22 protein-coding genes and 1 tRNA gene are annotated in these 25,995 nt (G+C 61.1%); 9 read left to right on the top strand and 14 right to left on the bottom strand.

Going from position 1 to position 25,995, the window contains the following annotated elements; all coding sequences use genetic code 11:
- Window positions 1-32: 32 nt before the first annotated feature.
- The 7 genes from R2E40_RS01300 to yqhD form a co-directional block, all read right to left on the bottom strand.
- On the bottom strand, window positions 33-1,361 hold the full coding sequence (locus R2E40_RS01300; protein WP_318164581.1) for a CoA-disulfide reductase: 1,329 nt from the start codon (window positions 1,359-1,361) through the stop codon (window positions 33-35).
- A gap of 93 nt (window positions 1,362-1,454) precedes the next feature.
- A complete protein-coding gene (locus tag R2E40_RS01295) occupies window positions 1,455-2,855 on the bottom strand; it encodes an L-cystine transporter (protein ID WP_011707739.1) in 1,401 nt (466 codons plus the stop codon).
- A 165-nt stretch (window positions 2,856-3,020) separates the two neighbouring features.
- The gene (locus R2E40_RS01290) at window positions 3,021-4,328 is read right to left on the bottom strand and encodes a serine dehydratase subunit alpha family protein (RefSeq protein WP_318164580.1); all 1,308 of its coding nucleotides are present in this window, start codon (window positions 4,326-4,328) and stop codon (window positions 3,021-3,023) included.
- A gap of 311 nt (window positions 4,329-4,639) precedes the next feature.
- A complete protein-coding gene (locus R2E40_RS01285) occupies window positions 4,640-5,392 on the bottom strand; it encodes a substrate-binding periplasmic protein (protein WP_318164579.1) in 753 nt (250 codons plus the stop codon).
- Between the two features lie 96 nt (window positions 5,393-5,488).
- Window positions 5,489-6,973 (bottom strand): Re/Si-specific NAD(P)(+) transhydrogenase subunit beta, encoded by a 1,485-nt coding sequence (gene pntB, locus R2E40_RS01280; RefSeq protein WP_011707742.1) that lies wholly within the window; start codon window positions 6,971-6,973, stop codon window positions 5,489-5,491.
- A gap of 11 nt (window positions 6,974-6,984) precedes the next feature.
- A complete protein-coding gene (gene pntA, locus R2E40_RS01275; RefSeq protein ID WP_011707743.1) occupies window positions 6,985-8,511 on the bottom strand; it encodes a Re/Si-specific NAD(P)(+) transhydrogenase subunit alpha in 1,527 nt (508 codons plus the stop codon).
- 507 nt (window positions 8,512-9,018) lie between these two features.
- Window positions 9,019-10,182 (bottom strand): alcohol dehydrogenase, encoded by a 1,164-nt coding sequence (yqhD, locus tag R2E40_RS01270; protein WP_026080327.1) that lies wholly within the window; start codon window positions 10,180-10,182, stop codon window positions 9,019-9,021.
- Between the two features lie 146 nt (window positions 10,183-10,328).
- On the opposite strand from yqhD, the gene R2E40_RS01265 reads away from it, so the two are divergent.
- Window positions 10,329-11,231, top strand: a complete 903-nt coding sequence (locus R2E40_RS01265; protein WP_010635812.1) for an AraC family transcriptional regulator — start codon at window positions 10,329-10,331, stop codon at window positions 11,229-11,231.
- Between the two features lie 17 nt (window positions 11,232-11,248).
- Complete coding sequence (locus R2E40_RS01260) at window positions 11,249-11,761, top strand: lipocalin family protein (protein ID WP_318164578.1); 513 nt, start codon at window positions 11,249-11,251, stop codon at window positions 11,759-11,761.
- Between the two features lie 65 nt (window positions 11,762-11,826).
- On the opposite strand, the gene R2E40_RS01255 is transcribed toward R2E40_RS01260, so the two are convergent.
- Window positions 11,827-13,719 (bottom strand): methyl-accepting chemotaxis protein, encoded by a 1,893-nt coding sequence (locus R2E40_RS01255; RefSeq protein ID WP_318164577.1) that lies wholly within the window; start codon window positions 13,717-13,719, stop codon window positions 11,827-11,829.
- Window positions 13,720-13,961: 242 nt separating this feature from the next.
- Between R2E40_RS01255 and R2E40_RS01250 the strand changes: the two genes are divergently transcribed.
- Window positions 13,962-14,480, top strand: a complete 519-nt coding sequence (locus R2E40_RS01250) for a class IV adenylate cyclase (RefSeq protein ID WP_318164576.1) — start codon at window positions 13,962-13,964, stop codon at window positions 14,478-14,480.
- Between the two features lie 49 nt (window positions 14,481-14,529).
- On the opposite strand, the gene R2E40_RS01245 is transcribed toward R2E40_RS01250, so the two are convergent.
- Window positions 14,530-15,900 carry a phosphatidylserine decarboxylase family protein gene (locus R2E40_RS01245; protein WP_318164575.1) on the bottom strand — a complete coding sequence of 457 codons (1,371 nt, stop codon included), beginning with the start codon at window positions 15,898-15,900 and terminating at the stop codon, window positions 14,530-14,532.
- 292 nt (window positions 15,901-16,192) lie between these two features.
- Window positions 16,193-16,269 (bottom strand) — tRNA-Trp (locus tag R2E40_RS01240).
- 208 nt (window positions 16,270-16,477) lie between these two features.
- Between R2E40_RS01240 and R2E40_RS01235 the strand changes: the two genes are divergently transcribed.
- From R2E40_RS01235 to R2E40_RS01210, 6 genes are all read left to right on the top strand, one after another.
- Window positions 16,478-17,020 (top strand): hypothetical protein, encoded by a 543-nt coding sequence (locus R2E40_RS01235; protein WP_318164574.1) that lies wholly within the window; start codon window positions 16,478-16,480, stop codon window positions 17,018-17,020.
- A 99-nt stretch (window positions 17,021-17,119) separates the two neighbouring features.
- A complete protein-coding gene (locus R2E40_RS01230) occupies window positions 17,120-17,314 on the top strand; it encodes a hypothetical protein (RefSeq protein ID WP_123785055.1) in 195 nt (64 codons plus the stop codon).
- Window positions 17,295-18,215, top strand: a complete 921-nt coding sequence (gene pyrB, locus R2E40_RS01225) for an aspartate carbamoyltransferase (protein WP_016352301.1) — start codon at window positions 17,295-17,297, stop codon at window positions 18,213-18,215. Before R2E40_RS01230 ends, pyrB begins: the two co-directional genes overlap by 20 nt.
- A gap of 16 nt (window positions 18,216-18,231) precedes the next feature.
- The gene (gene pyrI, locus R2E40_RS01220) at window positions 18,232-18,696 is read left to right on the top strand and encodes an aspartate carbamoyltransferase regulatory subunit (protein ID WP_011707750.1); all 465 of its coding nucleotides are present in this window, start codon (window positions 18,232-18,234) and stop codon (window positions 18,694-18,696) included.
- A 217-nt stretch (window positions 18,697-18,913) separates the two neighbouring features.
- On the top strand, window positions 18,914-19,405 hold the full coding sequence (locus R2E40_RS01215) for an arginine repressor (RefSeq protein WP_016352302.1): 492 nt from the start codon (window positions 18,914-18,916) through the stop codon (window positions 19,403-19,405).
- A gap of 199 nt (window positions 19,406-19,604) precedes the next feature.
- Window positions 19,605-20,567 (top strand): IS1595 family transposase, encoded by a 963-nt coding sequence (locus tag R2E40_RS01210; RefSeq protein WP_318163763.1) that lies wholly within the window; start codon window positions 19,605-19,607, stop codon window positions 20,565-20,567.
- Window positions 20,568-20,623: 56 nt separating this feature from the next.
- On the opposite strand, the gene R2E40_RS01205 is transcribed toward R2E40_RS01210, so the two are convergent.
- From R2E40_RS01205 to arcA, 4 genes are all read right to left on the bottom strand, one after another.
- The gene (locus R2E40_RS01205) at window positions 20,624-22,027 is read right to left on the bottom strand and encodes a YfcC family protein (RefSeq protein ID WP_011707752.1); all 1,404 of its coding nucleotides are present in this window, start codon (window positions 22,025-22,027) and stop codon (window positions 20,624-20,626) included.
- Between the two features lie 123 nt (window positions 22,028-22,150).
- Entirely contained in the window at window positions 22,151-23,155 is a 1,005-nt protein-coding gene (gene argF / locus R2E40_RS01200; RefSeq protein ID WP_017409770.1) for an ornithine carbamoyltransferase, read from the bottom strand.
- A 130-nt stretch (window positions 23,156-23,285) separates the two neighbouring features.
- Complete coding sequence (gene arcC, locus R2E40_RS01195; RefSeq protein WP_318164573.1) at window positions 23,286-24,212, bottom strand: carbamate kinase; 927 nt, start codon at window positions 24,210-24,212, stop codon at window positions 23,286-23,288.
- A 63-nt stretch (window positions 24,213-24,275) separates the two neighbouring features.
- Entirely contained in the window at window positions 24,276-25,496 is a 1,221-nt protein-coding gene (gene arcA / locus R2E40_RS01190) for an arginine deiminase (protein WP_011707755.1), read from the bottom strand.
- Window positions 25,497-25,995 lie beyond the last annotated feature (499 nt).

The raw sequence follows: 25,995 nt of genomic DNA, 5'->3' as shown, positions 1-25,995 counted from the left end.
GGCGTACATCAGCCACGCCGTCATGCCGTGCGTTACTTGGCGACGTTGCCCGCCACGTTGAGCACATCCCAGGTGCGGGAGAAGGGCGGCGCGTAGGCAAAGTCCAGCATGCCGAGCTGCTCGGTGGTCACCCCCATGGTGATGGCCACCGCCAGCGCATCGATGCGGTGGACCGCCCCCTTGCGACCGAGGATCTGGCCCCCCAGCAGCCGCTTGCTGCCTGCCTCGTAGACCAACTTAACGTGAATGTCGGACTGACCCGGGCAGTAGTTGGTGTGGCACTTGTCCTTGATCACCACGGTGCGGTAGTCGATGCCCATCGCCTTGGCCTCCTGCTCGGAGAGGCCGGTACGGCCCGCCTCCAGCCCCAGCACCTTGAGCGCCGCAGAGCCGAGGGTGCCCGGGAATTCTTGCTCGGCACCGGCCAGGTTCTCGCCCACCATGCGCCCCAGCTTGTTGGCGATGGTGGCGAGCGGCACATAGACCTGCTGCTGCTTCACGCCGTGCCAGACGCTGGCACAGTCACCGGCCGACCAGATGTTGGCCAGCGAGCTGCACCCCTGACGGTCCACCTTGATGGCGCCATTGCCGAGCCGCTCGATGCCGGTATCAGCCAGAAACTCGGTATTGGGTTTGACCCCGGTGCAGACCACCACGATATCGGCCTCGTACTCGCCATGGCTGGTTCGCACGCCGGTCACCCGGCCCTCCCCCAGCAGCGCTTCGACCTGCTCACCAAGATGGAGAGAGACTCCCTGCTCGCACAGCTCGGTTTCGATGTGCTGGGTGATCTCGCCATCAAACGCATCGGGAATAACCCGATCCGCCAGCTCGATGAGACGCACCTCTTTGCCCTGATGCACCAGCGCCTCGACCACTTCCAGCCCGATAAAGCCGGAACCGATCACCACGGCGCGGCGATTGTTCTTGTCTTGTACCGCAGCTTTGAGCGCCAGTCCGTCAGCCATCCGGCGCAGACCGAATACCCCCTCCTGCTGCAGACCAGGGATGGGGGGCATCACTTCGCGGGCGCCGGTGGCGATCATCAGCCGATCGTAACGATCGGTGAAGGTATCGCCCTTGTGCTCCACGGTCAGCGTCTGCGCGGCAGCATCCAGGCCCAGCACCCGGTGGCCGGTCTTGACCTCGATCCCCTTGGCGGCGAACTGCGCCGGGGTGAACTCGGCCATGTAGCCGGGCTCCTGAAACTCGTCGCCAACGAAATAGGGCAGACCACAGGCGCCGAAGGAGATCACCTCGGATGCCTCATACACCACTATCTCGGCCTCTTTGGCCAGCCGGCGCGCCTTGGCGGCCGCACTCATGCCGGCGGCTTCGCCACCGATGATCACGATTCTCATACTCGCTCCTTTCCATGCAACGGGGAGGGCATGCCCTCCCCGCTCTCTCTTGTTTGCTCGCCGGGGCAGGATCGGCTCCCCCGGACAGACGGATCAGATGGTGGACTCTTCGCCGTCCAGACACACCTCGTGCTCGCTGTTGAACACCGCCATGTCGGTCTCCCCCAGCAGACGGCTGGTGACGGTACCGGCGGTGATGGAGCCGGAGACGTTGAGGGCGGTACGGCCCATGTCGATCAGCGGCTCGATGGAGATGAGCAGACCGGCCAGCGCCACCGGGAAGTCCAGCGCGGAGAGCACGATCAAGGCGGCGAAGGTGGCACCGCCGCCAATCCCGGCAACCCCGAAGGAGCTGACGGTGATGATGGCGATCAGGGTCATGATGAAGCCCGGATCCATGGGGTTGACCCCCACAGTCGGCGCAATCATCACCGCCAGCATGGCCGGATAGATGCCGGCGCAGCCGTTCTGGCCAATGGTCGAACCGAACGAGGCGGCGAAGTTGGCGATCCCCTCCGGAATGCCGAGCGCCTTGGTCTGGGTCTGCACGTTCATCGGGATGGAGCCCGCACTGGTGCGGGAGGTGAAGGCAAAGGCCAGCACCGGCATGATCTTCTTCAGATAGCGAGCCGGGTTGATGCCCACCAGGCTCACCAGCAGCAGGTGCACCGCAAACATGATGGCGATGGCGCCGTAGGAAGCCATGACGAAGCTGAGCAGATTGAGGATATCGGCATAGTTGGAGCCGGACACCACCTTGGTCATCAGCGCCAGCACGCCGTAGGGGGTGAGGCGCAGCACCAGGGTCACCATCCGCATCACGATGACGTGGGCGACCTGCATGAAGTGGCCGAAGCTCGCGAAGATCTCCGGCTTCTTGCGGGCAATGCCGGTGGCGGAGAGGCCGATGAAGATGGAGAAGATCACCACGGCGATGGTGGAGGTCTTGCGCGCGCCCGTCATGTCGAGGAAGGGGTTGGCCGGGATGAACTCCAGCACCATCTTGGCAAAGGACATGCTCTCGACGCTGCCGAGGGTGGTCTGCAAGGCCGCGCCACGGGCGGTCTCGGCGGCGCCGGCGGTGAGCCCCTCGGCGGTCAGACCGAACAGGTTGGACATCAGGATGCCCGCCCCGGCGGCAATCATGGTGGTGAAGATCAGCACGCCTATGGTCATGGCGCTGATCTTGCCGAGCGCGGTGCCGCCGTTGAGCTTGAGGATGGCCCCGATGATGGAGACCATGATGAGCGGCGTGATGATCATCTGCAGCAGCTTCACGTAGCCGCTGCCGACGATGTCCAGGTAGTCGCCGGTCTGTACCAGTACGTCGGAACCGGCGCCGTAGAGCAGCTGCAGGGCGGCACCGAACAGGATGCCCAGCCCCAGCCCCGAGAAGACCCGGCGGGTGAAGCTGACGTGGGTTTGCTGCAACCGATAGAGAAACAGCAGCAACATGACCAGGATGGCCAGATTACCTATAACGCTAAGAGTCATGACGATATTCCCCAAATGATCGGGCCGGGCCCGAGGTGTACGGGCGAGTGTCCAGTGCGCACTCTCCCCTGAAACGTGCCGCATCGTGGCGGCCCGCCCCCCGGTGTGGCCGGGGTGGCGTCAACAGGCAGAAAAACGGAGGGTGGCCTGCGCCACCCTCTTGCATCACTCGGCCTTGCCTTGTTGCTTGGCCCGCATGATGTTGATGATCTCGATATCGGTATCCAGCATCCCCTGTTTGGAGAGGCGGCCCAGGTTGGCGATGGTCTGATCTACGTCGTCGGAGACGATGCCTTCGCTCTGGGGCACGTGCAGGTTGTTGATGGCCATCAGCGACGATTTGACCGCCGCTGAGGTGGAGGTAGAGACCTTCATGGAACAGGCGCTGCCCGCGCCGTCGCAGATGATACCGGAAACGTCGCCGATCATGTTGTTGATGCAGTGACTAATTTGCTCGAACTGGCCGCCCAGCAGCCAGGTGATGGCGGCCCCCGCCCCCATGGCGGCAGTGCTGGCGGCACAGAGGGCCGACAGCTTGTTCTGGTAAGTCTTGATGTAGATGGCCACCAGGTGGCTCATCACCAGCGCCCGGGTCAGCTGCTCATCGCTCGCCTGGAGGAAGCTGGCGGCCGCCACCACCGGCATGGTGGCGGCAATGCCCTGGTTGCCGGAGCCCGAATTGGACATGGCGGGCAGCATGGCGCCATCCATCCGCGCATCGGAGGCGGCGGACGACAAACGCATGGCCAGGGTCATCAGATCATCGGAGAGCAGCTTGCGCTCCACCTGCTCGGTGAGGATCTTGCCGATGCGCAGGCCATACCCCTGCAGCCCTTCATCCGCCAGCGCCTGGTTCATGGTGGCCGCCTCGCGGATGAAGTCGATCTCGGCCAGCGGCACCTGCAGGGCGAACTCGACGATCTCGCGCAGGGTCATGGCTGGCTTGCTGGAAGGGGCGGCCTGGATCTGCACGCCGGGGGCGCTGTCCTGCGCCATCAGCACCTCGCCGTCACGCTCCATCAGGATGATGCGGGTGTGATCGGTGCAGATCACCACCCGGGCACTGTGCCCCTCCACCTCTGCCAGCACCTCGGCGTAGAGCACGTCCGGCACGTCCTTCACGTCCACCTTGATGACGGGCAGCAGGGCCTTGGCTGCTTCCACCTGATCCGGCGTGAGAGTCTTGAGCACCTCCAGCCCGGCATCCGGGTTGCCACCGGTGATGCCGACGGCCGCCGCCACCGGCAGACCTATCATGCCGGTACCCGGCACGCCAACCCCCATGCCGTTCTTGAACAGGTTGCCGCTGACCCAGACGCTGACGCGGGTCGGCACCTGCCCCAGCAGCTTGCGGCAGTTGGCCGCCGCCAGCGCCACCGACATGGGCTCGGTGCAGCCAAGGGCCGGCACCACTTCACGCTTGAGCAGGGTAATAAAGTCGGTCCATTGTGCTTTCATTGCGATGTGTCTCATGTTCACGGTGCCCGATGCGGGCTTGTCATTGTGCTGTCCACCGCGCAGTGGCGGAGCGACATATAACCAGTATGGCGGGAGATGCCGGGTCGGCTGCAGCCGGTCGAGGGCCGAGCCGATGATCGGGGCCGCCTGAGTCGCTGGGCAATCCGATCAACTTTTGGTAACTCTAAAGCAATAGGACTCAAATAAATTTGAGCCGCTTCGCTTTTTGCGCAGGCATTATGCCCAACTGGCGGTGAAGTGCCACAAAATGTGAACAGGCGCACGGCAGGTCGCTGCCGACCTGCCTCAGCCGGCAACGGAAGGCGTCAGAGCCCGTAACGGGTCAGCAGGGATTGATATTCGGGGGGCTGTTTGAAGGCCTTGAGGGCGAGGGAGAACTGATAGGCCAGCCGTTCATTGCCAGGCCTGTGGGTGAAGGCGAGAAAATTGCGGTTGCTCTCGCTCACCAATTGTTCGCTGTGGCCGACCTGATCCTGCAGCCCCTGCCCCTTGAGCAGGTAACGGCCCACCATCTGGTTCATCACGACGGCATCGAGCCGCCCCGCCATCATCAGGTGCAACTGCTTGATCATGTTGCTCTCTCCGGTCATGGCCACCCGGGTAAACAGGGACGAGGTGAGGAACTCCTCGCCGTAGGCGTAGTCGGCCTGGGTACCGATACGCAGCCCCTTGAGGCTGGTCAGCCCCTGGAAGTCGACGGGACGGGCGAGCGGGAAGAAGAGCACTTCTCCGCTCTGGGAGAGGGGTTCATCCGGATAGTGCAACCACTCCAGCCGGCGCTCTTCGAAGAAGGCATCGACGATGGCATCGCCACGCTGGAACCTGGCCTCCTGCAGCACCCGCTTCCAGGGCAGTACCTTGACCGTGGTCCGATAACCCATTCGTTTGAGCACGGTGCGGGCCAGCTCCAGATCGGCACCACCCAGGCTGCCGTCATCGAGCCGCATCACATAGGGCGGCCACAGCTCGGTCAGCAGGGTCAGGGTCGGTGGCTCGCTCGCCTGTGCCGCCCACCCCCACCAGAGGCAAAGCAGGATCCATCCTTTACGCCACACCATGCAGTGATCTCCTCTGTGTATTGGCTGAGGATATACCAAAAAGTGAGTAATAAAAAAGGAGGCCGGAGCCTCCTTTTTTGCTTTCCTCTCCGGCGCTTACAGCGCTTTCAGGATAGCTTCGACACTGGCCTTGGCATCGCCAAACAGCATCTGGGTGTTCTCCTTGAAGAACAGCGGGTTCTGCACACCGGCGTAACCTGTGTTCATGGAGCGTTTGAAGCCGATGACGTTCTGCGCCTTCCACACTTCCAGCACCGGCATGCCGGCGATGGGGCTGCCCGGATCTTCCATGGCGGCCGGGTTGACGGTGTCGTTGGCACCGATCACCAGCACGGTGTCGGTATCGCTGAAGTCTTCGTTGATCTCGTCCATTTCCAGCACTATGTCATACGGGACTTTCGCTTCCGCCAGCAGCACGTTCATGTGGCCTGGCAGACGACCTGCCACCGGGTGGATACCGAAGCGCACCTTGACGCCGCGATCACGCAGCTTCTGGGTGATTTCAGCCACCGGATACTGGGCCTGTGCCACCGCCATGCCGTAGCCCGGGGTGATGATGACGGAGCTGGAGTTCTTCAGCAGGTCAGCCACGTCTTCGGCGCTGGTTTCGCGGTATTCGCCCATCTCCTGGTCGGCCGTGGAGGCCACGCCGTCGGAGCCGAAGCCACCGGCGATCACCGAGATGAAGGAGCGGTTCATCGCCTTGCACATGATGTAAGAGAGGATCGCACCGGAGGAACCCACCAGCGCACCCACAACGATCAGCAGGTCATTGGAGAGCATGAAGCCCGCCGCCGCCGCCGCCCAACCGGAGTAGGAGTTCAGCATGGAGACCACCACCGGCATGTCGGCGCCACCGATGGAGGCCACCAGGTGCCAGCCGAAGGCGAAGGCGATCAGGGTCATCACCAGCAGGGCGAAGGTAGAACCGCCCGCGTTGACGAAATAGACCATCAACGCCAGAGAGGCGACCACGGCCAGCAGGTTCAGCTTGTGGCGGTGCGGCAGCATCAGCGGCTTGGAGGAGATGAGGCCACGCAGCTTGCCGAACGCCACCACGGAACCGGTGAAGGTCACCGCACCGATGAAGACGCCGAGGAAGATCTCGACCAGGTGGATGTTCAGCATGGCGCCGGAGAGGTGCTCGACCTGGGCGACGCTGGCCGCCTGCTCGAACGCCGCACGGGCGGCTGCCAGGGTGGCATCCAGGTTGGAGCCGACAGACACGACCACTTCAGCAGGTGCGGAGGGGTGCAGGTCGATGAAGCTGTTGAAGCCCACCAGCACTGCCGCCATACCCACGAAGCTGTGCAGCACGGCCACCAGCTCGGGCATCTCGGTCATCTCGACCTTGAGCGCCAGACGCACGCCGATGGCACCGCCGATCACCATGGCCAAAATGATCCAGTGCACACCACTGGTCTCCGGGTTGAACACGGTCGCGAGCAGGGCGATGGCCATCCCCGCGATACCGAACAGGTTGCCATGCTTGGCCGTCTCTTGCTTCGACAGTCCCGCGAGACTGAGGATGAAGAGCACGGCGGCAACGATATAGGATGCTGTTACCAGTCCTTGAGACACGTTAAACCCCCTTAATCCTTACGGAACATCTTCAGCATGCGCTGAGTGACGGTGAAGCCACCGAAGATGTTGATACTGGCAATCAGCACGGCGACGAAGGCCAATGCGGTGACCAGGGTCGACCCTTGCCCAATCTGCAGCAGGGCACCGACCACGATAATGCCGGAGATGGCATTGGTGACCGACATCAGCGGCGTGTGCAGGGCGTGAGAGACGTTCCACACCACGTAGTAACCGACCACGCAGGCCAGGATGAATACGGTGAAGTGGGAGAGGAACGCCGCAGGCGCCACGGCAGCAACCCAACCGAAGGCGGCGATGCCGAGGGCACCGAACACAAACTTCTTGTTGGAGGGCTTGGCCGCTTCCTTCTTGGCGGCCGGTTTGGCGGCAGCCGGTTTTTGCGGGGCGGCGGAGACCGAGATGGCGGGCGGCGGGAAGGTCACTTCACCGGCCTGGATCACCGTCATGTTGCGCTGCACCACGTCTTCGAAGTTGATGGCGACGTTGCCGTCCTTCTCCTTGCACATCAGCTTCATCAGGTTGACCAGGTTGGTACCGTAGAGCTGGGAGGATTGGGCAGGCAGGCGGCCCGGCAGATCGGTGTAACCGATCACCTTGACGCCGTTGCCGGTGACATGCAGTTCACCCGGCACAGTGTATTCGCAGTTGCCGCCAGCCTGAGCGGCCATGTCCACGATCACCGAACCCGGCTTCATGCTGTCCACCATCTCTTTGGTGATCAGCTTGGGTGCCGGCTTGCCCGGGATCAGGGCGGTAGTGATGATGATGTCCACTTCCTTGGCTTGCTGGGCAAACAGCGCCATCTCGGCCGCGATGAACTCTTCGCTCATCACCTTGGCGTAACCGTCGGAGGAGGAGCCATCCTCGCCACCGAAGTCCAGCTTGAGGAACTCGCCACCCATGGACTCGATCTGCTCGGCCACTTCCAGACGGGTATCGAACGCACGCACGATGGCACCGAGGGAACCGGCAGTACCGATGGCGGCCAGACCGGCGACGCCGGCACCGATCACCAGTACCTTGGCGGGCGGCACCTTGCCGGCTGCGGTGATTTGGCCGGTGAAGAAGCGACCAAACTGGTGCGCGGCTTCCACCACGGCACGATAGCCACCGATGTTGGCCATGGAGGAGAGGGCATCGAGGGACTGGGCACGGGAGATCCGCGGCACCATGTCCATCGCCATCACATTGATGTTGCGCGCGGACAGCTTCTTGACCAGCTCAGGGTTCTGGGCAGGCCAGATGAAGCTCACCAGGGTGGCACCATCTTTAATTTGTGCGATCTCGGCATCGGTCGGCGCATTGACCTTGAAGATGAGGTCGGCTTGCCAGACGCTCGGCACCACGCTGGCACCGGCAGCCTCGAAGGCGGCATCATCGAAGCTGGCCAGCAGGCCGGCACCGGCCTCGATGGCGACCTCGAAGCCGAGCTTTTTCAGCTGCTCAACGGTGGCCGGGGTCGCTGCGACCCGGGTCTCACCGGCGAGACTCTCTCTCGGTATTCCAATCTGCATGACTATTCCCTGATGGTTAATAAACAATCGCTGCCCAGTGTCGCATTTCTGGCGAAACAAGACATGACCAAAGTGCAGGTCACGGGCCCTTTGTTATGAAAATCAGTAGGCTTTACCTCAACCTCCTGTCATGGCCAGGCCCCCGCTTTTCAGGCGCGAAGGTGATTAGTATCAAATTTTGGAGTTTTATTACAACCGCAGTCCCGGCGGGGCGCGTACAGAATTCAGCCCGTCCCGGACCATGATTTAAAAAAACAAACCAAATTAGCGACTTATACCAGTAAAAAGCGCTGGAAAAAGTGATCCAACCAGTCAAAAAAAATGTTTTACCGGCCCTCTATCTTAGCGCTTTTTGTTCTTACGAAATCCGCACGGATCACAGATATCGGGCCGAAAACGAAAAAAGTAACTGTTTTGTAACAGACAAGGGGCCGGCTACCCGCCAAATGAGCGGATCCGGCCCCTGCTATTTAATCGTTTCGATGGTGACGGGCCAGTGCGCCCCGTTTACCAGGCCGCCTCATAAATATGCTGGCTCTGCACCAGGTCGATATCGCCGTGCTCGCCGATGGCGGTCATGCCGTGTTCCGCCAGCTTGCCGAGCAGGGTATCAATTCCTGCGTCCGCCACACCGTAATCCCGCAACCGGGTCTTGACCCCCATCCGCTCGAAGAAGTCGCGGGTGGCGGCGATGGCGCCATCGATGCGCTCCGCTTCACTGCCGCTGCGCAGATCCCACACCCGCTCGGCGTATTGCAGCAGCTTGGCGTGTTTCTGCTGGCGCTTGGCCTGCAGCAGGGCCGGCAGCACCACTGCCAGGGTCTGAGCGTGGTCGAGGCCGTGCAGAGCGGTGATCTCGTGGCCCAGCATGTGGGTCGCCCAGTCCTGCGGTACGCCGGCCCCGATCAGGCCGTTCAGCGCCAGGGTGGCGCTCCACATGATGTTGGCGCGCACCTCGTAGTTTTCCGGTTCTACCAGCGCCTTGGGGCCCTCTTCCAGCAGGGTCAGCAGCAGACCTTCGGCGAAGCGATCCTGCACCTTGGCGTTGACCGGATAGGTGAGGTACTGCTCCAGGATGTGGATGAAGGCATCCACCACCCCGTTGGCCACCTGACGGGCCGGCAGGGTGTAGGTCAACACAGGATCGAGCACGGCGAAGCGCGGCATCACGAAGGGCGAGAAGAAGTGCACCTTGTCGCCGCTGCTGCGACGGGTCACCACGGCGCCCATGTTCATCTCGGAGCCGGTGGCCGGCAGGGTCAGCACGGCACCGAGCGGGATGGCGGAGCGCACTTCGTTGCCCACGGTCTCGAGGATGTGCCAGGGATCCCGGGCTGGATCATAGTGGGCGGCCGCGGCGATGAACTTGGTGCCGTCGAGCACGGAGCCGCCGCCGACGGCCAGCAGGAAGTCGACCCGTTCGGCGCGGGCCAGCTCGACCGCTCCCATCAGGGTTTCATAGGTGGGGTTGGGCTCGATGCCACCGAATTCAAACAGGGTCATGCCGGCCAGCTCGCTGCGGATCTGGGCCAGCAGGCCGCTGCGCACCACGCTGCCGCCACCGTAGGTGATGAGGATGCGGGCATCGCGCGGCAGCTGTTCACGCAGCTGGGCGACCTGGCCCTTGCCGAACAGGATCTTGGTCGGGGTATGCAGGGTAAAGTTGTTCATCGACATTGCCTTTGTGAGTATCTGGCGGCCAGGCCGCAAAAATGTGATTGCATTTTTCTCCAGACAACCAATACCATCAAGGCAACATCCTGCTTTATTTTTGCCTATTCCTACAAAGCAGCCAAAACAGAACCCAAGAGTATCCCATGCAGACCCGCTACACCGATCTCGCCGCCAAGCTGGCCCGCCACGTCACCGCCCCCGGCATCACCCCCTCGCCGGTGGATCAGGTGAGCCTCATCTACACCACCGAATACCACGGCCGCACCCCGGTGCTCTATCAGCCGCGGATGATAGTGATCCTGCAGGGGCACAAGGTGGGCTATCTGGCGGATCAGGTGTTTCGCTACGACCCCAACCACTACCTGCTGATGACCCTGCCGCTGCCCTGCGAGTGCGAGTGCTTCGCTTCCCCCGAGCAACCCCTCATCGGCTTCTCCCTCGAGATCAACCTGGTGACCCTGCAGGAGTTGCTGCTGGAGCTGGGAGATGCCCTGCCCGCCCCCGCCCCGCAAAAGAGCGGCGTGCACTCGGTGCCCCTGTCGGAGGCCATGTTCTGCGCCGCCGAGCGGCTGATCGATCTGATGGACAAACCCCACCACGCCCGGGTGCTGGGGCCGCAGACGGTGCGGGAGATGCTGTTCTACGCCCTGCACGAGGGGGGCGGCCCGGCGTTGCAGGCACTCGCCAATCGCCACAACCATGTGGGCCAGATTGCCCGGGTGCTGCGTATGATAGAGTCGCGTTACGCCGACAACCTGACCATGGAGGAGCTGGCGCGGGAGGTGAACATGAGCGTCTCCGCCTTCCACCACCACTTCAAGGCGGTCACCGCCACCTCGCCGCTGCAGTACATCAAGTCGTTTCGCCTCCACAAGGCACGGATGATGATGCTGCACGACGGCATCAAGGCGGGGACCGCGGCGACCAGGGTCGGCTACGAGAGCAACTCCCAGTTCAGCCGGGAGTACAAGCGCTTCTTCGGCAGCACGCCGACGGATCAGGCCTCCCGCTTTCGGGAAGGCCAGCTGCGCATCATAGAGGGATAACCTGAGAGGAATTGTTCATGCGTGCACTGCTTTGCCTGCTCACCGCCTGCCTGCTGACGGCCTGTACCGGCCTCGCCGACGGCATCCGCCCCGTTACCGGCTTCCAGCTCGACCGCTACCTCGGCACCTGGTACGAGATCGCCCGCCTCGACCACGGTTTCGAGCGCGGACTGGAGCAGGTGAGCGCCACCTACAGCCTGCGCGACGACGGCGGGGTCAAGGTGCTCAACCGCGGCAAGCAGAGTGACGGCAGCTGGCGCGAAGCCGAGGGCAAGGCCTACTTCGTCGACAAACCGGATGAAGCACGGCTCAAGGTGAGCTTCTTCGGCCCCTTCTACGGCGGCTACAACGTCATCGAGCTGGACCCCGATTACCAGCTCTCGCTGGTGACCAGCTACAACCACGACTACCTCTGGATCCTCGCCCGCTCACCCAATCTGCCCAAGGAGAAGGTGGACGCGCTGATCGCCAAGGCTAAATCTCTAGGCTTTGCCACCGATCAGCTGATCTGGGTCAAACAGACCCCTTGAGCCTGTCGTGAAACAAGAAAGGGCAGCCCGCGGGCTGCCCTTTTTCATGAACGTTCGAGTGATGATCAGAGCCTGAAGCGGCCGATCTCCTGCTCCAGCCGCTCGGTCAGCCCCTTCAGCTCGGCCGCCTGCGCAGCCTCCTGATTGGCCTGCTCGGCCAGCTCCTGCGAGACGTGACGGATGTTCTCGGTGTTGCGGCTGATCTCACTGGTGACCGAGGTCTGCTCTTCGGCCGCCGCCGCAATCTGGGTAGCCATGTCGCTGATGGCGCCGATTGCCTCGTTGATCTGCCCCAGGCTCAGGTTGGCGGACTCCGCGTCCTCCACGCTGGTACCCGCCAGCTGGCGGCTGGTCTCCATGCCGCTCACCGCCCGGCGGGTAGTCTGCTGCAGGGTCTCGATCATCTGCTGGATCTCGTCGGTGGAGTCGTGGGTGCGGCGCGACAGCACCCGCACCTCGTCCGCCACCACCGCAAAGCCGCGGCCCTGCTCGCCGGCCCGCGCCGCCTCGATGGCGGCGTTGAGCGCCAGCAGGTTGGTCTGCTCGGCGATACCGCTGATGGTGGCCAGAATGCCGCTGATCTTCTGGGCGTGGGCATCCAGCTCCACAATGATCTGGCTGGCGTCGGCTACTTCGTCCGCGAGCCCGGTGATGCTGCGCTGGCTCTGGCCGACCTGCGACTGGCCGGCGACCGCCAGCTTGACCGCATCGCCCGAGGTGGTGGCGGCAAACTCGGCGTTGCCGGCGATCTCCTGAGTGGCGGAGGCCATCTCGGTCACCGCGGTCGCCACCATCACGATCTCGTCCTGCTGCTGGCGTACCCGCTGGCTGCGGGACTGGGCCCCGGCCGCCTGGGCGCGGGACTGGGCCGCCAGCTCGACGGTGACGTCGCGCAGCCGGCTGACGATGCCATGCAGCCGCGCCACAAACTGGTTGAAGCTCTCCGCCAGCTGACCCACCTCATCCTTGCTGCGAGTGTTGATGTGCACCGTGAGGTCCCCCTCGCCGTGAGCGATGTCGTGCAGCGCACCGGCGACCCGGCCCAGATCGGCAAACAGATACTTGAACATGGCGGTGAGCAGGGCGCTGAACACCAGCATCAGCACCAGGGTCAGCCCCACCAGTTGCCACAGCAGGGAGGCGAGCGGCGCCTCCAGCACATCGCGATACATCACCATGGCCAGCAGCCAGTCGGTGCCTGCCACCGGCTGTACCGCCAGCAGCACGTCACGCCCGTCCAGGATGGCGGCGTGCAGCTCGTTGTTCTCACGGCCCCACTGCTGGAAGGTGGCCGCCGACAGGTCGGGGGAGAGCTCGCCAATCTGCTTGAGCGCCAGCTCCTTGTTGGGGTGGCCGACGATGAGGCCGCTGCTGTCGAGCAGCATGGCGTACCCCTCGCCCTGCACCTGCATCGCCAGCACCTCGTCGATCAGCTTGTCGAGCGCCAGGTTGGCCCCCACGGCGCCGACCAGCTCGCCCTGATGGCGCACCGGCTCGGAGAGGGTGACCACCAGCTTCTGCATGGTGACGCTGACATAGGGCGCGGTGACGATGAGCTGCCCCGCCTTCACCGCGTCCTGATACCAGGGGCGCTCGCGCGGGTCATAGTTGCCGGTGTTGAGGGAGGGATCCTGGCGGGTCATCACCCCCTGGGTGGAGCCAAAGTAGGTGAGCCCGAAGCCGCCCGAGGTGTAGGCCTGCTTCAGGTGGGGCACCAGCTCGGCCTGCGGGTTGTCGGCGATCAGGTTCACCAGCGCGTGCACCGTGTTCTTGCGATCCGCCATCCAGTCGCCGATGGCGACCGAGTAGGCGTGACCATAGTTGACCGCCTCGCTCTGGATGGCGCTCATGGTGCGGGATTTGAGGGTGTGAAAGGCAACGATGCCGAGCAGTGAGGCCATCAGCAGCACCACCCCCAGACTGGTGGCCAGCAGCTTGCCGCGCAACGAAAGTGTCATGACTACGGATCCTTGTTGTTGTGACGGGCCAGGGAGAGACCCTTATTTAATCAAGGCTATCGGCCACATGCTGAACAGACTTTAGTGAATCCTGTCGATTTATCATGACTCGGCAACAGGTTGTGCCACAGCTCACGAAAAACTACCCAGTCTTCGTCCGATATCTGTCTCGACAAATGGCTATGCAGGGACGCAACCCGTGCTAGGTTGGACTCCTTCAAACCCTGATGGATAACCCTGCCATGCCCCGAAATATCGAGATAAAAGCCAAGATAGAGAGCATCGATCTCCTGCTTCCCAAGGCAACAGCCATCGCCGATCAGGACCCCGTCGAGATCGAGCAGGATGACACCTTCTTTCGCTGCGACGCCGGTCGTCTGAAGCTGCGAACCTTTTCCCCCTCGGCCGGCGAGCTCATCTTCTACCGCCGCGCCGATCAACAAGGCCCCAAAGAGAGCTTCTATCAGCTGACCCCGACACATGAACCGGATCGCCTGCGGGAGACCCTCAGCCTGGCCTGGGGCCAGATCGGCAGGGTGCAGAAGAAGCGCACCCTGTTGCTAGTCGGCAGAACCCGGATCCACCTCGATCGGGTGCAGGGGCTTGGCCACTTCCTCGAACTGGAGGTGGTGCTGGAGGAGGACGAGCCGCTTGAGACAGGGATGCAGGAAGCCAACGACATCATGACACAGCTTGGAATAGAGCCCTCCCAGCTGATAGAAGGCGCCTATCTGGATCTGCTTCTCCGGCAGCAGGCCTGAATGCAACAAGGCCGCCCGCAGGCGGCCTCTCATTCTCTGCCCGGCAAGGCTACTTGACCCGGGCGATGGCGGTATTGAGCCGCATATTGGTCGCATCCAGCCCCGGGGTCTGGCCATGGAAGTCGAACTCCAGCCTGACGCCGGGGCGGAACAGCAGACAGTGGGTAGAGCCGCCGAAGTGGAACATGCCGAGCGGATCCCCCTTCTGCACCCGATCCCCCGCCTGCACCGTGATCTCGCAGCTCGACACCTCGGCCATCCCCACCGGCACCACGCACATCAGGCCAATTTTGGGGTTGTCGGCCTCGATGAAGATGAGTGCCCGGGTCGCCACCGAGGTGAGGAACGGCTGGGAATTGTTGGGGGCGCTGGGATCCGCCCCCTGCGGGTCGGCAAAGCCTTCGAACTGGTTTTCCAGATAGTAGGTGCCGTTGACGATGCGCACCTTGCGGATGGTGCCGCTCACCGGGCTGTGCCAGCGGTGGTAGCTGAGCGCGCTGAGGAAGGCCTGGTAGACGGTGCCGCCTTCGAAACGGGGCGCCAGATCGTCAAAATCGAGCATGTTGTCCAGCGAATAGGGCTGCCCCTTGAGCCAGAACTGATCGCTGCGGCTCACCTCCTTGCGCACCTGCAGCGGCGCCGATTCGCAGGCGTTGACGATGACGCTGTCATCCGCCGGCGCAGATACCGGCCGCACCCCGGCCCGAAAACGTCGGGTGAAGAAGTCGTCCCAGCAGTTGAACCCGTGGTATTCGGCCGCCGGCTCGCACTCGAAGATCTGCTCGAAACTGCCCGGCGTGGGGTTGGGTCCCTCCCCGACCGCTTCGTTCGCCACCTTGACCATCTCGGTCTTGGCCACCTTGCCAAGCCAGGGCACCACCAGGGTCTCCTGATCCAGCCGGCTGACCGGTTCATTCAACACATAGCGGGACGCCGGGCTTTGCAGGAACTGGGCCCAGTAGTCGAGGATCTTCTTGAACTGCTGGTTGATCAGGGCGTTGGCAAAGAAGTGATAGCCGGACTGGGTGGCCATGGGCCAGTCGAGCAGGGCATTGATGGGAAAGCCGATGAGACCGGATGGCTCGTGGCTGGGGATGTCCTGATACGCCTCGGGCGCCGTGGTCATGATGCCGTTGAGCAGCCCCAGGAACTCCTCGAACGAGCGTACCTCCGGCTGACCGAGCGGGGTCAGGTGCTTGTGGCGCCAGGCTTCCTTGAACATGGCTTCGGCCTGGGCATGCAGCGCAGGGTCGGCATGGACCAGATCCCGCAGCTCGGCGATGGGGGGCACCAGCGCCCGCGGCTGCTGGGTCACGTAGTGCTTGATCCGCCGGATCCAGCGCTCGATATGGGCGCCATCCTGGGGGATCCAGCCACCGGGACGGGACTTGTTCAATCGGGTTTCAACTGCCTTGTTCATGGTTCGCTCTCCTCAGCTGATGTTCACGCCCACAATCCACGGCTTGAGCATTGAGTGCCGGCCTGCCAACGGCATGCCAGGGCACCGACCCTGTTATGTAGCACAGGGAGCGCGGCGGGACGATTGCCAGAAACGACAGGGCAAACCGGCGCAACAGCGACTAGCGGTCGGGATGAACGAGTACAACGGGAGGAAGCGCCTTGCAACGACAGGCGGGACAAGGGACGACGAGAAAAAACGGGAGGCCCGGAAAAGCGAAAAGCCAGCTCAATGAGCTGGCTTCTCTGAAAAATGGCAGGGGCGGCAGGACTCGAACCCGCAACCATCGGTTTTGGAGACCGCTGTTCTACCAATTGGAACTACGCCCCTGCAACAAACGAGGCGAATTATACAAAGCCGGGATCAAAGGTAAAGGCTTTTTTCTCACTTTCGGTGCGATTGCACAAAGGACGAGCAGATCTGGTCACTTTTTACAGCCAAAGGGGGTAACTCGCTGTATTTACAGCCTTGTTTGGGTAGGAAAGCAGCGGCAATGGGGGTAGGGTGAAGAGGTGGCCAGGCAATGAGGAGGCTGCTCATGCTCAATTATCGGTTACTTCAACAACTTGCACCGCTCAACTTCCGGGATGAGAGCAAAACCGAGGCCCTGCCGGACTATCTGGCACGGGTCGCCCCGCTGGTGCCCTTCATTCCCGACAATGTGCTCTCCCAGTGGATTTACCGCCATTGGCGCGGTTTTGAATCCAACTGGAGCTTTATCGATCTCGCCCGCCACCAGTTCGAGTGTGAAAGCTGGCCCACCGCCAGGATCATCGAGCAGACCGGCTCCCGCCATATGGAGGTGGTCGAACGCTGGGGCGAGATGCTGAGGCACAACCGTTACGTCCGTCGATCCTGGCTCGGGGAGTACATACTGAGCCAGGGTACCTGGTCCGAACCCATCATAGTGCTGGCATCGGCGGCGGGCAGCAGCTACCCGGACGGTCACCCGCTGCCACAACCCTATTGTCTGCTGGAGGGGCACCACAGACTCGCCTATCTGCGCAGCATGGCCGAAGATGCGCAGCCCTTACAGGCCGAACACCAGGTGTGGGTTTGCCGGCCAGTTCACGACAGTTAAACGTTTTTCTACACAAATCTTGCCTTTGAAATAAATTTTTGACAATTCAAAATGCGACTCTATAATCTGTCCGGTTTGAAAAAAGGTCAGGACAGGACGATGCAGTTTTTGCTGAAAAAAACAGCCTTGCAGACGGGTGGAGCGCACCAGAGCGGCCCCGTTGTTTCCGGTTCCCGACCCACAGATCCCCAATTGTTTTTAAAAAAAGCCCCTGTTTCAGGGGCTTTTTTTTGTGCCCGAAAAACCTTCATTGATGTCAAAGGGAATGCAGACGATGACCAATCCACTCTATAAGAAACATGTCATCTCCATTTCGGACCTGACCCGGCCCGACATGGAACTGGTGGTCGCAACCGCACAGCGGTTGAAGGCCGAGCCCGACACCCGCTTGCTGAAAGACAAGCTGGTTGCCAGCTGCTTCTTCGAAGCCTCCACCCGTACCCGCCTGTCGTTCGAGACCGCGGTCCAGCGTCTGGGCGGCAACATCATCGGCTTCGCCGACGGTGGCAACACCAGCGCCAAGAAGGGCGAGACCCTGGCCGACTCCATCAAGATCATCGGCTCCTACACCGATGCGGTGGTGATGCGTCACCCGAAAGAGGGCGCTGCCCGCCTCGCTTCCGAGTTCTCCCGGGTACCCGTCATCAACGGCGGTGACGGTTCCAACCAGCATCCGACCCAGACCCTGCTCGACCTCTTCTCCATCCACGAGACGCAAGGCAAGCTGGACGGCCTCAACGTCGCCTTCGTCGGCGACCTCAAGTACGGCCGCACCGTGCACTCGCTGGCCCAGGCTCTCAGCCTGTTCAACTGCCGCTTCTTCTTCATCTCGCCGGAAGCGCTGGCGATGCCGGACTACATCTGTGAGGAGCTGGAAGAGAAAGGCATCCAGTTCAGCGTGCACGAGACCATGGAAGAGGTGATGCCGGAGCTCGACATCCTCTACATGACCCGGGTTCAGAAAGAGCGCTTCGACGAGACCGAATACAAGCACATGGCCGCCAAGTTCGTGCTGGAAGTGGCCACCCTGGAAGGCGCCAAGCCCACCATGAAGATCCTGCACCCCCTGCCCCGCGTCGACGAGATCGACGTCGCGGTCGACAAGACTCCCCACGCCTACTACTTCCAGCAGGCGGAAAACGGGGTTTATGCACGCCAGGCGCTGCTGGCTCTGGTACTGAACGAAACCGTCTAAGGGAAAGGGGTATATCATGTCCGAGAAGAACCAACTGCAAGTCGAAGCCATCCGTCACGGCTCCGTCATCGACCACGTCCCCGCCGGCCAGGGCATCAAGATCCTCAAGCTGTTCCAGCTGATCGAAACCCAGGAGCGCATCACCGTCGGTTTCAACCTGAAATCCGGCGCACTGGGCAAGAAGGATCTCATCAAGATCGAGAACACTCGCCTGACCGAACAGCAGGCCAACCAGCTGGCGCTGTTCGCCCCCAAGGCGACCGTCAACATCATCGAAGACTTCGCCGTGGTGAAGAAACACCAGCTGGAGCTGCCGGAGTTCATCGCCGGGGTGTTCCACTGCCCCAACTCCAACTGCATCTCCCACAACGAGCCGGTGGACAGCTACTTCCGGGTGCGCGAGGTGAAAGGCGTGGTGCGGATGAAGTGCAAATACTGCGAGAAGTCCTTCACCCAGGACATCGTCAGCGAACGCTACTGATAGCCAGACTCAAAAGATATCCAGGTGGGCCCCAAGGGGCCCATTTTTGACCCCTGTCACATCACCAAATAACCAGTTGGTTATAATTTGCCATCCAAACAGAGCTATTCCCGCTCATTTCCTGCCAGTGCATTGATTGCCAGTATTTTTTGCTGATATTCAGCGAATGCGGCAGATATCGAGCGTTTACCGTCGGTCATCATCAAAGGAATTCGCCGTGGTCAAAACCCTCAGTCGTCCCGTGGAACAAGAGCCCGATCTGGCCCAGCTGGATGCCTGTCGCCAGATCATCGGCCAGCACTGCTACAGCACCCAGGAGGAGATCCGGCGCGAGCTGTCGGAGCGCGGTTTCGCCGACATCAGCCAGTCCACCATCTCCCGTCTGCTGCGCCGGCTCGGCGTGGCCAAGGCCCAGAACGCCAACGGCAAGAAGGTCTACACCCTGGTGGACGAGCAGCTGGAGCCCGCCGGCAGCACCCGCTCCATCCACGACATGGTGCGCGAAGTGGTGCACAACCAGCAGATGGTGCTGATCCACACCACCCCGGGTGCCGCCACCGTGGTGGCACGCCTGCTGGATCGCAACGCCAATCCCGAGATCATGGGCGCTGTCGCCGGCAACGACGTGGTGCTGGTCGCCCCGCGCCACATCAGCCGCACCCGTCAGGCCCACGCCGCCGTGGTACGCACCCTGGCCCAAGCCCGCTAATCCCCTCTCCCGAAGAGATCGAGGCGACCAGAAGGTCGCCTTTTTGTTGCCGCTGATATGCGCCAAGGTGGTTCATCCATATCCACCGTCACCTCCCCACGGCTTGAATCGTCATGAATCAGCCATAAAAAAGGCTCTGTCCCAGTTATGTGTTGAAAGGCTAACCTTGAAGTAGGTCATCACCTTGAGGGCCGCCATCATGGATACCCAAGCCTTTCAACATCTACTGTCCCTCTTCCCATTGCTCACTTTGCGTCAGCGTCGTCTCGCGCAACAGGAACTCACCACCCCTCACCCCATCACCTCGTTGGCCACTCAACTTCCCGCATGCCAATGCTGCCCTCACTGCCAGGCCGAGGCCACACAGCTGGCTCCCTGGGGCTGGTCTCGCGGGCTGCGTCGTTATCGCTGCAAGCAGTGTCTGCGCACCAGTTCCGTGCTCACCAACACGCCTCTCGCCCGACTTCGCAAGCCACAATGCTGGGAAGACTATGCTCAGGCCCTCATCGACGGTCTGACCGTCCGGCAGGCGGCGCTCCGCTGTGGGGTCGGTAAAAACACCGCCTTTTTGTGGCGTCACCGCTTCCTGAAGGCCATGGCCAGCCACCAGGCGGTACGGGAAGAGGGTATTGTCGAGGTCGATGAGACCTTCTTCCTGGAGTCGTTCAAAGGACAGCGCGGATTGCCCCGCCCGGCCCGCCATCGTGGAGGTAAAGGCCGTACCCGAGGCACAGGACCGGATTACATCCCGGTGATGGTGGTGCAAGACCGGGCAGGCCACCTGGCTGACTTCCAGTTGGAACAGTTGAATGCCAGGGCGGTGAAGGCAGTGCTTCAGCCGCTTATCGCCCCGGATGCCGTCCTGTGCAGCGATGGTGCCGGGGTGTATGCGAGTTTCAGCAAGGGGCAAGGGATAACACACCAAGTGGTGCGCAATCGAGCGGGAGAGCGGGTGGTGGGTGCATATCACATCCAACATGTGAACGGGTACCACAGGCGATTGAAGGAGTGGATGGAGCGGTTCCATGGGGTAGCGACCCACTATCTGAGGAATTATCTGGGTTGGCGCAGGATGTTGGAGCGCTATGGGCGGGAAGTGAATATCTCACGCTGCTTGCATGAGGCGCTGGGGCGCCCCATGCAACACGTAATTGGGACATAGCCATAAAAAAAACGGGAGCCAGTGGCTCCCGTTTTCAGCTTTCTCTTCGTGGTGGATCAGAGCACAGCACCCAGGCTCAGGCAGACCACGATCAGCACGGTCAGCAGGCCGAGCAGCGGGGCCACCCATTTCAGCCAGCGCACATAAGGCACCTTGGCAATCGCCAGGCCACCCATGACCACGGCGGAGGTCGGGGTCACCAGGTTCACCAGGCCGGAGGCGGACTGATAGGCGGTGACCACCAGCTCGCGACCCACGTTGGCGAAGTCGGCCAGCGGCGCCATGATCGGCATGGTCAGCACGGCCAGGCCGGAGGAGGACGGCACCAGGAAGGAGAGCACCACTTCCAGCACGAACATCACGTTGATGAACACCACGGTGGAGAGGCCGGTCACGATCCCTTCTGCACTGTGCAGTATGGTGTGAGTGATCATGCCGTTGTCCATCACCACCACGATACCGCGGGCGATACCGATGATGAGGGCGACGCCGAGCAGGTCACGAGCACCGTCGATGAAGTTGGAGGTCAGCTCCTCTTCGCTCATGCGGGAGATGACACCGACGATGATGGCGGCAGCCAGGAACACGCCGGAGATCTGCGCCATCCACCAGCCCAGCACGGCCACCCCGTAGATCATCACGGCGAAGGCGGCGACGAAGATACCCAGCACGATTTTACGGGTCAGGGTGAACTCCAGCATCTGGTCGCTCTTGTTGCCAAGGAAGTGGGCACGGTTCTCTTCCCACTTGTCAGCCACCAGGGATTTGCTCGGGTCGTTGCGCACCATCTTGGCGTAACGCATCACATAGGCCACGCACAGCAGCCAGCCGGCAACCAGCATGGCGACGCGCAACCAGATACCGTCGGTGAAGGAGATACCGGCCGCGTTGGCGGCAATCACGGTGGCGAACGGGTTGATGGTGGAACCCAGGGTACCGATACCGGCCCCCAGCAATACGGTTGCGGCAGCCACGACCGGGTCGAAACGGGCGGCCATCATCACCGGTACCAGCAGGGTGTAGAACGGCAGCGACTCTTCGGCCATGCCGTAGATGGTGCCGCCCGCGGCGAACAGCGCCATCAGGATCGGGATCATCCACTCTTCCCGGCCGCGCAGACGGTCGGTTACACGCTCGATACCGGCATCGATGGCGCCGGTCTTGGTCACAATGCCAAGAAAACCACCGATGATCAGGATGAACAGGGAGACGTCGATGGCACCTGCCTGATAAGTGTCATGGTTATAAAGACCGTCGATAGGTGCCAGCAGCACGTCGACGATCCCCTGGGGATTGCCCTCCACCAGTTTGTAGGTACCAGCCACCGGCACTTCCTTGCCGAGGGCTTCGTTCATGGTCATTTCATATTTGCCGGCCGGCACTATCCAGCTCAGGGCGGCCACCAGGGCGATCAGCACGAACAGTATCGTGTAGGCTGACGGGAACTTGAATTTGGTCATGGTCCAGCTTCCTTCTGTGGGTGTGGTATCCATGCAGGCTGCGGGTCGTAGGGTTAGAGGTATTATGCCGCTGTCACATGGTCGAAAAGCCGGGGGTCACCCCCCGGCACCACTACTGCGACCTTAGTCGCCCAGCGTAGCAACCATCACTGCCTTGATGGTGTGCATCCGGTTTTCGGCCTCGTCGAACACGATGCTGTGCTCGGATTCGAACACGTCCTCGGTTACTTCCAGGCCTTTCATGCCATATTTGTCAGCCACTTCCTTGCCCATGGTGGTCTCATCGTTGTGGAACGCCGGCAGGCAGTGCATGAACTTCACATCCGGGTTCTTGGTGGCGTTGATGACATCCATGTTGACCTGATACGGGGTCATCAGTTTGACGCGCTGATCCCAGGCTTCTTTCGCTTCACCCATGGAAACCCAGACGTCGGTGTAGAGGAAGTCGGTACCCAGCACACCCTCTTTGACATCTTCGGTCAGGGTGATGCGTGCGCCGGTCTCTTCGGCGATCAGGCGGCACTTGGCAACCAGCTCTTCTTCCGGCCAGAAGGCTTTCGGCGCAACCAGGCGGATGTCCATGCCCATCTTGGCGGCACCGACCATCAGGGAGTTGCCCATGTTGTTGCGGGCATCACCCAGGTAGGCGAACTTGATTTGATCCAGACGTTTGCCCTTGCCGTGCTCCAGCATGGTCATGAAGTCGGCCAGGATCTGGGTCGGGTGGAATTCGTTGGTCAGGCCGTTCCAGACCGGTACACCGGCGTAGGCACCCAGCTCTTCCACGATCTCCTGACCGTAGCCACGGTATTCGATGCCGTCATACATGCGACCCAGTACCCGGGCGGTGTCCTTCATGGACTCCTTGTGACCGATCTGGGAACCGCTTGGGCCGAGGTAGGAGACTTGCGCGCCCTGGTCGAAGGCTGCCACTTCAAACGCACAGCGGGTACGGGTAGAGGTCTTCTCGAAGATCAGGGCAATGTTTTTGCCGGTCAGGTGTTTACGCTCATAGCCACCGTATTTGGCTTTCTTCAGGTCGATGGCCAGATCGATCATGTATTGGATTTCGCGCGGGGTGAAGTCCAGCAGTTTCAGGAAGTTACGGTTACGCAGATTAAAAGCCATGATGAGTTCTCTCTATATTTGTTCAGACCAATTTAGGCAGTAGTGTTGACTACGCATTCTTCAGTACAGATTTGTTCAGGCCACGTAGGGCAGTAGCACTGACTACGCATTCTTCAGTACAGATTTGTAACTACGCATTCACGGTACGGGTGGCGACGATATTGGTACCGGCTTCGCCCTTGAGGATGGCGAGGCCATCTTCCAGCGAACCGATGCCGACCATGCCGCCGGTCGCTTTGACAAATTCACAGGAGGCTTCGACTTTCGGCCCCATGGAGCCAGCATCGAACTTGACCCCAGCCAGCTCGTCCGAGCTGGTGATCCGCAGCGGACGCTGGGTCGGTTTGCCCCAGTCCAGATAGACGGCATCGGCATCGGTCAGGATCAGCAGGGCGTCGGCCTTGATCTGCTTGGCCAGGTAGGCGGCAGACATGTCCTTGTCGATGACGGCTTCGATGCCGGTCAGGCTCTGGCCATCCCAGGTCACCGGGATGCCACCACCACCGGTACAGATGATGAGGTGACCCTGGGCGATCAGGGTTTCGATGGCGTCGCCTTCGACGATGCGCTGGGGCAGCGGGGACGGCACCACACGGCGGAAGAACTTGCCGTCAGCCTTGACCACCCAGTGCTTCTCTTCTGCCAGGGTGCGGGCTTCCGCTTCTTCGTAGACGGGGCCGATAAATTTGGTCGGATTGGCAAACGCCGGATCCTTGGGATCGACCTGCACCTGGGTCAGCAGCGCGGTGACGTTGCGGCTCGGCATCAGGTTTTTCAGCTCCTGGATCAGCATGTAGCCGATCATGCCCTGAGACTCGGCGCCCAGCACATCCAGCGGATAGGGGGATACCTTGGTGTAGGCACTGTTTTGCAGGGCCAGTAGACCGACTTGCGGGCCGTTGCCATGCACCAGCACCACGTTGTACTCCTGAGCGATCAGGGCGATGGTCTTAGCGGCGGTGGCGATGTTCTTGCGCTGGATGTCAGCTTCGAGCGGCTCGCCACGACGGAGCAGAGCATTGCCACCCAGGGCGACGACGACAGTTGGTTTTTTCATGAGTGTTACTCTCGAGTCTTGGTATCTGTGGCGCCGGCCTCTTGCCGGCGCCACGCCGTCTTGTTAGATGCCGTCGCGTTCCATCGGGCAGCTCATGCAGCGGGCGCCGCCGCGACCACGTCCCAGCTCTTCACCCGGGATGGGCAGCACTGTGATGCCTGCCTTGTCGTACTTCTCGTTGGTGTAGGTATTGCGCTCGTAACCCACCACCACGCCGGGGCGTACGGTCAGCACGTTGTTGGCATCGTTCCACTGCTCGCGCTCGGCCTCGAAGGTGTCACCACCTGTGGTGATGAGCTTGAGCTGATCGACACCCAGCGCCTTCTCGATGGCGGTGACGAAGTAACCCTCTTCCTTGATGTTCATGCCGGTGGCACCGCCCGGAGTCAGGCTCCAGCAGTTCACATCCTTGCGGATGACTTCCGGATAAACGGAGAAGGTGTCTATGTCCATGTGGGTCATGACGGTATCGAGGTGCATGCAGCTGCGGTGTTTCGGCAGTTGCATGGCGATGACCTGTTTGGCCTGGCCGTGTTTGAACAGGCCGCGAGCCAGGTGTTCGACCCCTTGCGGTGTGGTGCGCTCGGACATGCCGATGAGCACGGAGCCGCGGCCGATGACCAGTACGTCGCCCCCCTCGATGGTGGAGTTGTCATAGTCGCGATCTTCATCACCGAAGTATTTGATGAAGTCCTGACCGGCGAACTGCGGGTGCCAGCGGTAGATGGCCTTCACGTGGTTGGTCTCGCGACGACGAGCGGCCTTGGCCATGGGGTTGATGGAAACGCCACCGTAAACCCAGCAGGAGGTGTCACGGGTAAAGAGGTGGTTGGGCAGCGGCTCGATGATGAAGTCGGTCGGGGCGTGCATGCCGACGACCATGTTGACGCCGCTGTAAGGCATCTCGGAGTAGGTCAGGCCACCGGAGAGAATGCGGGCCAGTTCACGATGCGGCATGTCTGCCAGGAAGCAGCGCACGTCGTTGGCAAAGGAGGTGCCGAGGCGATAGTCGGAGACCTGATGTTGCAGCAGCCAGGTTTTGGCTTCCGGCACGTCCAGGGTTTCGGCCAGCAGATTGGTCAGCAGGAAAACTTCGACATTCTGATCGCGCAGTACCTGAGCGAATTTGTCGTGCTCCTGACCGGCACGTTCAACTGACAGGACATCATCAAACAGCAGATCCTGGCAGTTGGAAGGAGTCAGACGCTTCAGACTGAGGTTGGGGCGGTGCAACATAACACGGCGCAATTGGCCAACTTCAGAACCTACATAAAATTTGCTCATGATTATATTCCGTCTAGCAGTGGTCCCTGCGAGTGATTGAATAGATTCCTTCTATTCATGCTCGTGGCTAAGGCGGGATATTCTTTATGTAGGGTAATCGGCTTGTGTTCTATCCTGCCCTTGCCTTTCGAGACCGAGGTTAGACCTGCGAATCACACCAAACTTAGACATTGATCACATTCACTCATAACTGAATAAAATCACGGTTTATTCTTTGATAGGGGTAACAGAACTGACAATCTCCCATTCATCACCCTCGTTTAAATACGCACTTTTCATCGTGAATTTTTCATATTTCTTCTTATTTCATTCATTCTCTATATCTACTAAGGGATATGTATAAAAACAAAAAACCTTTAATTTCATACAGATAAAAACAAAGTCAACATTCATTGAATTTAATATGCAAAAAATTGAATTTTATGAGATTTAAAAGCGGTGATACGGAGAAATAAATAGTCATTGCCTGCCTGCTCACTGAATAATCTGTTTGTTGTTC

Origin of the sequence: Aeromonas sp. CD (assembly GCF_033349375.1) — a bacterium.
Taxonomy (GTDB): Bacteria; Pseudomonadota; Gammaproteobacteria; order Enterobacterales; family Aeromonadaceae; genus Aeromonas; species Aeromonas hydrophila.
This window is presented reverse-complemented; position numbering and strand designations above follow the sequence as displayed.

Excerpts from the sequence above, each read along its gene's own strand:
- R2E40_RS01250 (WP_318164576.1), top strand. The coding sequence starts at position 13,962 with ATGCCCCGAAATATCGAGATAAAAGCCAAGATAGAGAGCATCGATCTC.
- argF (WP_017409770.1), bottom strand. The coding sequence starts at position 23,155 with ATGGCTTTTAATCTGCGTAACCGTAACTTCCTGAAACTGCTGGACTTC.
- R2E40_RS01230 (WP_123785055.1), top strand. The coding sequence starts at position 17,120 with ATGCAGTTTTTGCTGAAAAAAACAGCCTTGCAGACGGGTGGAGCGCAC.
- R2E40_RS01290 (WP_318164580.1), bottom strand. The coding sequence starts at position 4,328 with ATGAGACACATCGCAATGAAAGCACAATGGACCGACTTTATTACCCTG.
- R2E40_RS01260 (WP_318164578.1), top strand. The coding sequence starts at position 11,249 with ATGCGTGCACTGCTTTGCCTGCTCACCGCCTGCCTGCTGACGGCCTGT.
- R2E40_RS01300 (WP_318164581.1), bottom strand. The coding sequence starts at position 1,361 with ATGAGAATCGTGATCATCGGTGGCGAAGCCGCCGGCATGAGTGCGGCC.
- arcA (WP_011707755.1), bottom strand. The coding sequence starts at position 25,496 with ATGAGCAAATTTTATGTAGGTTCTGAAGTTGGCCAATTGCGCCGTGTT.
- pntA (WP_011707743.1), bottom strand. The coding sequence starts at position 8,511 with ATGCAGATTGGAATACCGAGAGAGAGTCTCGCCGGTGAGACCCGGGTC.
- pyrI (WP_011707750.1), top strand. The coding sequence starts at position 18,232 with ATGTCCGAGAAGAACCAACTGCAAGTCGAAGCCATCCGTCACGGCTCC.
- R2E40_RS01295 (WP_011707739.1), bottom strand. The coding sequence starts at position 2,855 with ATGACTCTTAGCGTTATAGGTAATCTGGCCATCCTGGTCATGTTGCTG.
- R2E40_RS01210 (WP_318163763.1), top strand. The coding sequence starts at position 19,605 with ATGGATACCCAAGCCTTTCAACATCTACTGTCCCTCTTCCCATTGCTC.
- R2E40_RS01205 (WP_011707752.1), bottom strand. The coding sequence starts at position 22,027 with ATGACCAAATTCAAGTTCCCGTCAGCCTACACGATACTGTTCGTGCTG.
- R2E40_RS01235 (WP_318164574.1), top strand. The coding sequence starts at position 16,478 with ATGCTCAATTATCGGTTACTTCAACAACTTGCACCGCTCAACTTCCGG.
- arcC (WP_318164573.1), bottom strand. The coding sequence starts at position 24,212 with ATGAAAAAACCAACTGTCGTCGTCGCCCTGGGTGGCAATGCTCTGCTC.
- R2E40_RS01265 (WP_010635812.1), top strand. The coding sequence starts at position 10,329 with ATGCAGACCCGCTACACCGATCTCGCCGCCAAGCTGGCCCGCCACGTC.
- yqhD (WP_026080327.1), bottom strand. The coding sequence starts at position 10,182 with ATGAACAACTTTACCCTGCATACCCCGACCAAGATCCTGTTCGGCAAG.
- R2E40_RS01245 (WP_318164575.1), bottom strand. The coding sequence starts at position 15,900 with ATGAACAAGGCAGTTGAAACCCGATTGAACAAGTCCCGTCCCGGTGGC.
- R2E40_RS01255 (WP_318164577.1), bottom strand. The coding sequence starts at position 13,719 with ATGACACTTTCGTTGCGCGGCAAGCTGCTGGCCACCAGTCTGGGGGTG.
- R2E40_RS01285 (WP_318164579.1), bottom strand. The coding sequence starts at position 5,392 with ATGGTGTGGCGTAAAGGATGGATCCTGCTTTGCCTCTGGTGGGGGTGG.
- pyrB (WP_016352301.1), top strand. The coding sequence starts at position 17,295 with ATGACCAATCCACTCTATAAGAAACATGTCATCTCCATTTCGGACCTG.